Annotated in this window: 9 protein-coding genes; 6 read left to right on the top strand and 3 right to left on the bottom strand. The window is 72.6% G+C overall.

The features are described 5' to 3' along the window. From CWIS_RS03925 to CWIS_RS03910, 4 genes are all read left to right on the top strand, one after another. The coding region (locus CWIS_RS03925) for an alpha/beta hydrolase (RefSeq protein ID WP_197080750.1) at positions 1–769 on the top strand (769 nt) is incomplete at its 5' end. Beyond that, entirely contained in the window at positions 766–1,188 is a 423-nt protein-coding gene (locus CWIS_RS03920; RefSeq protein WP_048341939.1) for a DUF3237 family protein, read from the top strand. The genes CWIS_RS03925 and CWIS_RS03920, both read left to right, overlap by 4 nt. Before the next feature lie 294 nt (positions 1,189–1,482). Beyond that, the gene (locus CWIS_RS03915; protein WP_048341938.1) at positions 1,483–2,910 is read left to right on the top strand and encodes an endo-1,4-beta-xylanase; all 1,428 of its coding nucleotides are present in this window, start codon (positions 1,483–1,485) and stop codon (positions 2,908–2,910) included. Between the two features lie 115 nt (positions 2,911–3,025). Then, positions 3,026–3,427, top strand: a complete 402-nt coding sequence (locus tag CWIS_RS03910) for a RidA family protein (RefSeq protein WP_048341937.1) — start codon at positions 3,026–3,028, stop codon at positions 3,425–3,427. Between the two features lie 56 nt (positions 3,428–3,483). On the opposite strand, the gene CWIS_RS03905 is transcribed toward CWIS_RS03910, so the two are convergent. The 3 genes from CWIS_RS03905 to CWIS_RS03895 form a co-directional block, all read right to left on the bottom strand. Then, complete coding sequence (locus tag CWIS_RS03905; RefSeq protein WP_048341936.1) at positions 3,484–4,587, bottom strand: serine hydrolase; 1,104 nt, start codon at positions 4,585–4,587, stop codon at positions 3,484–3,486. Between the two features lie 299 nt (positions 4,588–4,886). Beyond that, complete coding sequence (locus tag CWIS_RS03900; protein ID WP_048341935.1) at positions 4,887–5,822, bottom strand: aldo/keto reductase family oxidoreductase; 936 nt, start codon at positions 5,820–5,822, stop codon at positions 4,887–4,889. Between the two features lie 20 nt (positions 5,823–5,842). After that, positions 5,843–6,709 (bottom strand): aldo/keto reductase, encoded by an 867-nt coding sequence (locus CWIS_RS03895; RefSeq protein ID WP_048341934.1) that lies wholly within the window; start codon positions 6,707–6,709, stop codon positions 5,843–5,845. A 100-nt stretch (positions 6,710–6,809) separates the two neighbouring features. On the opposite strand from CWIS_RS03895, the gene CWIS_RS03890 reads away from it, so the two are divergent. Together CWIS_RS03890 and CWIS_RS19225 are read left to right on the top strand one after the other, a co-directional pair. Further along, positions 6,810–7,709 (top strand): LysR family transcriptional regulator, encoded by a 900-nt coding sequence (locus CWIS_RS03890; RefSeq protein WP_048341933.1) that lies wholly within the window; start codon positions 6,810–6,812, stop codon positions 7,707–7,709. A gap of 307 nt (positions 7,710–8,016) precedes the next feature. Continuing rightward, positions 8,017–8,806: carbon starvation CstA family protein (locus CWIS_RS19225; protein ID WP_304413434.1), on the top strand; the 790-nt coding region annotated here is incomplete at its 3' end.

The following is an 8,806-nucleotide window of genomic DNA, read 5'->3' as shown; positions in this document are numbered from 1 at the left end:
CCTCATGGTCTACCGGCCGCCGGACGGCCCCGAGGTCCCCGCCGTGTTCGTGAACCTGCACGGCGGCGGGTTCGTCCTGGGTGACTGGCGCGACGACGACCCGTACTGCCGGCTGCTCGCGGACGTCTCCGGCTGCGCAGTGATCAACGTCGACTACGTCCTGGCGCCCGAGCACCCGTACCCCGCGGCGGTGCACCAGGTGTACGACCTGCTCGTCTGGCTCGAGGCGCACGGCGCCGAGCACGGGCTGGACGGCTCGCGCCTCGCGGTCGGCGGGCACAGCGCGGGCGGGAACCTCGCCGCGGCGTGCGCGCTCCTGGCCCGCCGGTCGGGCCGGCCCGCGCTGCGCGGGCTCGTCGTCGACTACGCGCCCCTCGACCTGGCCTCGCCGCCGGGCACCAAGCTCACGGACGCGATGCGCGCGGACCCCGGCACGACGGAGTTCGCCGAGATCGGTGCGCGCTTCAACGCGTGGTACCTGCCGGACCCCGCGCAGGGCACGGACGAGCTCGCCTCGCCCGTGCTCGCGGCCGACCTGAGCGGCCTGCCGCCGACGCTCGTGCTCACGGCCGAGCTGGACTTCCTGCGGGACGACGGCGACCTCTTCGCGGCGCGGCTGCGGGCCGCGGGCGTCGCGACCGAGCACACCGCGTTCCCGGGCTGCGGCCACGCGTTCACCCACCAGGGGCCGCAGGAGCACGCGCTCGCGGCGTGGCAGCAGATGGCCCGGTTCGTGCGGCGCGTGCTGGTCGACGAGGGAGCGCCGTGAGGCTGACGGGCACGCACGTGCTCACCATCGAGGCGCTCCTGGGCGAGGTCCGCGACGTGGGCCTGACGCCGACCGGACGACGCCGCGTGATCCCGTTGGTCGGCGGCACCGTCCGCGACGGCCTCGACGGCGAGGTGCTGCCCGGCGGCGCGGACTGGAACCTCGAGCACGCCGACGGCTCGGTCGAGCTGTGGGCGCGGTACGAGCTCCGGCTGGCGGACGGCTCGGTGGTCGTCGTGACCAACACCGCGACGCACGAGCCGGACCCGCAGCTGCCGATCCTCACCTCTCCCCGGTTCGACGTGGGCGACGGCGGGCCGGTGTGGCTGCGCACGGGGGTGTTCGTGGGTGCGCTCGTCCCGGTGCTCGAGGAGCACCGCGTCGTGCTCGAGGTGCACCGCGTCGACGTCCAGGCCTGAGCGCGCTGAGCCGCGAGCCGCCGGGAGCGGTTCCGAATCACTGCACCGCCTGCCCGATAGTTGCGGAACCGGAAGAATCCGGACAGTGCGCAGACAGGGCTCAAGTCGGGAGCATCCTACCTTCGGGTGACGTTCTACACCGATGAATGTCACTCTAAAGTGTGACAAAACGCTTCGGAACCGGGTCCGAAACTATCAGCACTCGCCCGGGTCTTGACGGGTCTCCCGGACCGGGCGAAAGGTGACGTGCCGGGCAATGCTGACCGGCGTACACCCACGATCAAGGAGGGATCGATGACGACCCCACGTCACCGCCACCGTCGTACGGACAGCCGCCGCATGGTGGCAGTCGTCGGCGGATTCGCCGCGGCCGCGATCGCTGTCACGCTTGCCATCCCGGCGCAGGCCGCCGGCAGCACGCTGCAGGCCGCCGCGAAGGAGACCGGCCGCTACTTCGGCACGGCGATCGCCGCGAGCCGGCTCAACGACGGCACCTACTCGGGTATCGCGAACCGTGAGTTCAACATGATCACGGCCGAGAACGAGATGAAGATGGACGCCACGGAGCCGAACCAGAACCAGTTCAACTACTCCAGCGGCGACCAGATCGTCAACTGGGCGCGCAACAACGGCAAGCAGGTCCGCGGCCACGCGCTCGCCTGGCACTCGCAGCAGCCGGGCTGGATGCAGAACATGTCCGGCACGTCGCTGCGCAACGCGATGCTCAACCACGTCACGCAGGTCGCGACCCACTACAAGGGCAAGATCTACGCGTGGGACGTCGTGAACGAGGCGTTCGCCGACGGCTCGTCGGGCGCGCGCCGCGACTCCAACCTGCAGCGCACCGGCAACGACTGGATCGAGGCCGCGTTCCGCGCCGCGCGCGCCGCCGACCCGGGCGCCAAGCTCTGCTACAACGACTACAACACCGACAACTGGTCGCACGCCAAGACGCAGGGCGTCTACAACATGGTTCGCGACTTCAAGTCGCGCGGCGTGCCGATCGACTGCGTCGGCTTCCAGGCGCACTTCAACTCGGGCAACCCGGTGCCGTCGAACTACGACACCACGCTGCGCAACTTCGCCAACCTGGGCGTCGACGTGCAGATCACCGAGCTCGACATCGAGGGCTCGGGCAGCTCGCAGGCCCAGCAGTACCAGGGTGTCGTGCAGGCGTGCCTCTCGGTCGCGCGCTGCACCGGCATCACGGTCTGGGGCGTGCGGGACAGCGACTCGTGGCGCGCCTCGGGCACGCCGCTGCTGTTCGACGGCTCGGGCAACAAGAAGCAGGCGTACACCAGCGTCCTGAACCAGCTGAACTCGGGCGGCACGCCGGTGCCGGGCGAGACGACGGGCAACCCGACGCAGAACCCGACGGGCAACCCCACCAGCAACCCGACGACGAACCCGACGACGCCCCCGCCCACCGGTGGCGGCAGCTGCACCGCCAGCTACTCCGAGGGCCAGAAGTGGAACGACCGCTTCAACGGCAACGTGACGATCCGCGCGAACGGCAACATCAGCTCGTGGACCGCCACCGTCCAGCTGCAGAACCCGCAGCTCATCAGCGCCGTCTGGGGAGCCCAGGCGAGCTGGCCGGCCCAGCGCACGATGGTCGTGACGGGTGGCGCGCTCGGCAGCGGGCAGTCGACCAGCTTCGGCTTCACCGTGAACCACGGCGGCAACTGGACCTGGCCGTCGATCAGCTGCTCGGCCTCCTGACCTCGCCGAGCTAGACGGGGGCGGACGCGGCACCGTGCGGTGTGCCGCGTCCGCCCTTCGTCGTCCCCGTGGCTCCCCCCGTGCCGGTGTCGGTGGCCGGTGGGACCGTGGCCGGATGGAGATCACGAAGCTGCAGCCGGCCGGGCTCGTCGTGAGCCCGGCCTTCAGTCACGTCGCCGTCGTGCCCGCGGGGGCGACGACGATCTACGTCGGGGGCCAGGACGGCGTCGACGAGAACGGCGCGATCGTCTCCGACGACGTCGCCGAGCAGTCGGTCCGGGCGCTCGACAACGCGAGCACCGCGCTCGAGGCGGCGGGTGCCACGCTCGCCGACGTCGTCCAGTGGACCGTGCTCATCCACGAGGACGCGGACCTGGGAGCCGCGTACGGCGCGATCGCACCGCGACTCGCCGCGGGCGGCGCGCCACCGCTCGTGATCGCCGCGCGCGTCGCGGGCCTCGGCGTCCCGGGCGCCCTCATCGAGATCGCCGCGATCGCCGCGACGCTCCCCGCCTGACCTCGTCACCCGTTCGTACCCGCGCGAGGCGGACCACGCGGCGTATCGGTCGGTGACTACCCGTGCTCGGTGCATGCGTCGGCGACCGCGCCGACCGCCGAGCCGTCCTGGTCCGTGCCCGGGTCGGAGCACATCATCGCGACGACGACGGAGCGCCGGTCGAGGTGCGCGCGCGCGACCGCCTGGAACCCCGCACCCCAGCCGTGCGTCTGGACGACCGTCTCGGTCCCGTGCCGCAGGAGGAACGCGCCGAGCGCCGCATAGCTCGTCGGTCCCGGCGCGGACCACAGGGTGCGCGCGCTCGTGGGCGTCAGGACGCCGTCCGACGACCCGTGCCACGAGTCCACGAGGTCGGTGAGCAGGAGCGCGAGAGCCGTGGGCGTCGCCCAGAGCCCCGCAGCGGCGAGCCCGCGGTACACCGCCCGGTCGCCGGCCACGACGCCACCGGACGTGGTGTGCCCGACCGCGGCGAGATCGTCGACGACCCGCTCGGCTCGCCCGCCCGCACCGGCGTCGACGTAGGCCCACGCCGTGCTCGCACCCGGCCCGGCTGCCGGACCGGTCAGGCCGAGCGGCGCCAGCACCAGGTCGTCGACGACGTCCGCGTACGGCCGTCCGGTCGCGCGCGCCACGACGTGCTCGACGACCCAGTAGCCCACGTCGGAGTACGCGAAGCCCTCACCGGGCGGGACGGTGACGGGAGCCGGGCCGGTGGTGCCGGGCCCAGTGCTGGCGCCGAGCCCGGTGGTGGTGCCGAGCCCGGTGGTGGTGCCGAGCCCGGTGCGCACGAGCGCGGCGAGGTCCGGCGCTGGCCCCGGTGCGACCGGCTCGCCCGCGGCGTCGGGGTCGACGAACCCGGCCTGGTGCGAGAGCAGGTGCGCCAGCGTGACGGGGCGGGCGGGGTCGTCGTCGGAGCGTGCGAGGGGTGCGTCGAGGTGCCGCTCGACGTCGGCGTGCAGATCCACCGTCCCGAGCTCGGCGAGCCGCAGCACCGCGACGGCCGCGACGAGCTTGCTCATCGAGCACGCGTGCAGGAGCGTCCCTGGCCGCAGCGGCCGGCCGGTGCGGACGTCGGCCAGTCCCGTCGCGCCCGCGTCCGGCTCGAGCCCGCTGCCGCCGACGGCGACGCTCAGCCCGACCGAGGGACGGTCGGACGACACACCTGCGATCAGACCCTCCGCCGGCCGACCTCCAGCAGCTCGACGAGCGGGAAGCCCACCAGCATCAGGCCGACGAGCACGAGGCCGACCAGCATCAGGCCGACGAGCGGCAGGCCGGCGAGCAGCGGGCTGATCAGCGGGAACGGTCGACGTCGGAGGCTCGGTCACGCCGCGACAGTAGGCCCGAGCACCCACAACCCCCCGCGACCCAGCGCCTACTCAGGGGAGAGGCCGTGGGAGCCGGAGCAGGCGCTGGGTCGCGGGAGGGGTTCGGGGTGAGGAGGGGGAGGGGGCCGGGGTCAGGGGACGACGTAGCCGGCGGCGCGGAGCAGCTCGTACCACTCCGGGCGTGTGAGGGTCAGGTCGGAGCCGGCGGCCGCCGCGGTGACGCGCGACGGTGTCGTCGTGCCGAGCACCACCTGCGTGCGGCCGGGGATCCGGGTGATCCACGCGGTGGCGATCGCGAGCGGCTCGACGTCGTACTGCGCCGCGAGCCGGTCGATCACGGCGTTGAGCTCGGGGTAGCGGTCCGCGTCGAGGAACACCCCGTCGAAGAACCCGGCCTGGAACGGCGACCACGCCTGGATCGCGATCTCGTTCAGGCGGCAGTAGTCGAGCAGGCCGCCGCCGTCGCGGACGATCGACTGGTCGAGCCCCTGCATGTTGCCCGCGACGCCCTGCGCGACGAGCGGGGAGTGCGTGATCGACAGCTGCACCTGGTTGGCGACGAGCGGCTGACGCACGGACGTGCGGAGCAGGTCGATCTGGCGCGGCGTGTGGTTCGAGACGCCGAAGTGCCGGACCTTGCCCGCGGCCTCGAGCTCGTCGAACGCGCGCGCGACCTCCTCGGGCTCGACGAGCGCGTCGGGCCGGTGCAGGAGCAGGATGTCGATCCGGTCGGTGCCCAGCGCACGCAACGAGCCCTCGACCGTCTCCATGAGGTGCTCGTAGGAGAAGTCGAAGTACGGCCCGTCGGTGACGATCCCGGCCTTGGTCTGGATCGTCAGCTCGTCGCGCTGCGACGGCGTCAGCGCCATCGCCTCGGCGAACCGGCGCTCGCACGTGTGGACCTCGCCGCCGTAGATGTCGGCGTGGTCGACGAAGTCGATGCCCGCGTCGCGCGCGGTGCGCACGAGCTCGCGGATCTCGTCGTCGGACTTGTCCGCGATCCGCATGAGCCCGAGGACGACCTCGGGGGCCTCGATGTCGGTCCCGGCCAGGGTGAAACGCTTCACGGTCAGCTCACCTGCTCAGGTCAGTGCGCGAGCGCGGACAGGGCCGCGATCTCGTCGTCGGTCAGGGTCAGCTCGGCGGCGCGCAGCGAGTCCTGGATGGTCGCGGGGCGCGACGAGCCGGGGATCGGGATGACGACGGGCGCGAGCGCGAGCTCCCACGCGAGCGTCACTTGCTGCGGGCTCACGCCGTGGGCGTCGGCGACCTCCTGGAACGCCGAGTGCCGCCCTCCGACCTCGCCTGCGCGGCTGATGCCGCCGAGCGGGCTCCACGGCAGGAACGCGATGCCGAGCGCGGCGCAGTGCTCGAGCTCGCCCTGCGACGACCGGAACGCGGGCGAGAACTGGTTCTGCACCGAGACGAGGCGTCCGCCGAGGATCTCGTTGGCCAGGTCGATCTGCTCGACGTTCGCGTTGGAGATGCCCGCGAGCTCGATGACGCCCTCGTCGAGCAGGTCGCGGATCGCGCCGACCGAGTCCGCGTACGGCACGCGGGGGTCGGGGCGGTGGAACTGGTAGAGGCCGATCGCCTCGACGCCGAGGCGCTTGGCGGAGGCCTTCGCGGCCTCCTTGAGGTACTCGGGGCGTCCGTCCTGCGTCCAGGTGCCGTCGCCCGGGCGCATGTGGCCGCCCTTGGTCGCGACGAGCACGTCGGACGTGTCGCCACCGAAGGAGCGCAGGGCCGCGGCGATGAGCTCCTCGTTGTGCCCGACCTCGTCGGCGAGCAGGTGGTAGGCGTCCGCGGTGTCGATCAGGGTCACGCCCGCGTCGAGCGCGGCGTGGATCGTGGCGACGGAACGGGCCTCGTCGGGCCGGCCCTCGATGGACATCGGCATGCCGCCGAGGCCGATCGCCGAGACGGTGCGGGGGCCGAGGGTGCGCTGCTGCACGTCTGTCTCACTTCTCTCGTGGTGTGGCTCCGACCGTAGGTACGCTTGATCAAGAAGTCCAACAACTACAAGCGATGCCATTCACCACCGGAGTCGATCAATGGATCTGCGTCAGATGGAGTACCTCGTCGCGCTCGCCGACGAGCAGCACTTCACCCGGGCCGCCGCGATCGCGGGCGTCTCCCAGTCTGGGCTCTCGGCCGCGATCCGCAGCCTGGAGGACGAGCTCGGCACGCCGCTGTTCCTGCGCACCACGCGTCGCGTCGAGCCCACCGACGCGTGCCGCGCCCTGCTCCCGCACGCCCGCACGATGCTCGCCGAGGCGGTCGCCGGGCGCGACGCCGTCGTGCGCGCGACGAGCGAGCTGTCGGGCCGCCTGCGCGTCGGCGCCGAGCAGTGCCTCGGGATGGTCGACGTCCCCGCGCTGCTGTCGCGGCTGCAGCGGCGATACCCGCAGGTCGACATCGACTTCACGCAGGGCGGCTCGCACGCGCTCGCCACGCAGGTGCGGGCGGGCGCGCTCGACATCGCCTTCGTCGCGACGACCGACCACCTCGGGGCCACCGCGCGGACCGTGCTCGGCCAGCGCCCCGTGGTGCTCGTGTGCCCGCCCGAGCACCCGCTCGCCACGGCCGGACGCATCGACTGGCCCGAGCTCGCCGACACCGACTTCGTCGACTTCCACCCCTCGTGGGGCGTGCGCTCGCTCAACGACGCCGCGTTCGCGGCCCGCGGCGTGCACCGGCGCGTGCGGTGCACGGTCGACGACATCCACACGCTGCTCGAGCTCGTCGACCGGGGCATGGGCGTCGCGCTGGTGCCCGAGCACATCGCCGCCAAGCCCCAGGCCGCGCGGCTGACCACCGTCCGCATGGTCCCCGAGGCCGAGCCGCAGTGGATCGTCTCCGCGGTGCATGCCACGCCGGCGAGCCCCGCGGCGCTCGCGCTGCTCGAGCTCCTGGACGCCGCCGAGGTGCCGCGCGAGCCCGTGCCGGCCTGACGGCACTGCTCTGGTCGCCCGGGACTGCGTCGGGGCGGCCGACGTGACGGACCCCGGCACACCCGCGGCTGTATCGGCGCTGTATCGCCGCCGGTGGCGCGCGACCTAGCCTCGCCGCGCGCGCCCAGCACACCTGCGGCGGGCGCCGGGAGAACGACGAGGAGACGTCGGACGGCCCAGGGGCGCCGGGACCCGCTCCCGCCGGGGTCTGACCCAGCGCCCAAGTCGGACACGGGTCCAGTCGCCGTGCGCGCGTCGTGGCGTGAGCATGGCGGAGTCCCACCTGCGCACCGATGGAGCTGCCACCATGACGACCACGACGCAGAACCTGCCCGAGTACACCGACGAGGAAGCCGCGGAGGTCCTGCGGGACGACACGGGGGTTCCGGTCGGGGTGGTCGAGAAGCCACGCTGGACACCCGGGAAGGTCGCGCTGTGGGTCGTGATCTCGCTGGTCGGCGCGACCGGCTGGACGATGCTCGCGATCATCCGCGGCGAAGAGGTCAACACGATCTGGTTCGTCGTGACCGCCGTGGCGACGTACGCGATCGCGTATCGGTTCTACGCGCTGTACGTGCAGCGCCGGATCATGCGGCCCGACGACACGCGCGCGACCCCGGCCGAGCGCATCAACAACGGCCGCGACTTCGACCCCACCGACCGGCGCGTCCTGTACGGCCACCACTTCGCCGCGATCGCGGGGGCGGGTCCGCTCGTCGGGCCGGTGCTCGCCGCGCAGATGGGCTACCTGCCCGGGACGCTGTGGATCATCTTCGGCGTCGTGGTCGCCGGCGGGGTCCAGGACATGCTCGTGCTGTTCTACTCGATGAGGCGCGGCGGGCGTTCGCTCGGGCAGATGGCGCGCGACGAGATCGGCAGGTTCGGCGGGACCGTCGCGATCGTCGTCGTGTTCGTCATGCTGATGATCGTCCTGGCCGTGCTCGCGCTCGTGTGCGTGAACGCGCTCGCGGACAGCCCGTGGGGCGTGTTCTCGGTGGGCTGCACCATCCCGATCGCGCTGCTCATGGGTCTGTACCTGCGGTTCCTGCGGCCCGGACGCGTCAGCGAGGTCTCGATCATCGGGTTCCTCGCGCTGC

It is taken from the genome of Cellulomonas sp. A375-1, assembly GCF_001040865.1.
Classification (GTDB): Bacteria; Actinomycetota; Actinomycetes; order Actinomycetales; family Cellulomonadaceae; genus Cellulomonas; species Cellulomonas gelida.
This window is presented reverse-complemented; position numbering and strand designations above follow the sequence as displayed.

Excerpts from the sequence above, each read along its gene's own strand:
- CWIS_RS03915 (WP_048341938.1), top strand. The coding sequence starts at position 1,483 with ATGACGACCCCACGTCACCGCCACCGTCGTACGGACAGCCGCCGCATG.
- CWIS_RS03910 (WP_048341937.1), top strand. The coding sequence starts at position 3,026 with ATGGAGATCACGAAGCTGCAGCCGGCCGGGCTCGTCGTGAGCCCGGCC.
- CWIS_RS03890 (WP_048341933.1), top strand. The coding sequence starts at position 6,810 with ATGGATCTGCGTCAGATGGAGTACCTCGTCGCGCTCGCCGACGAGCAG.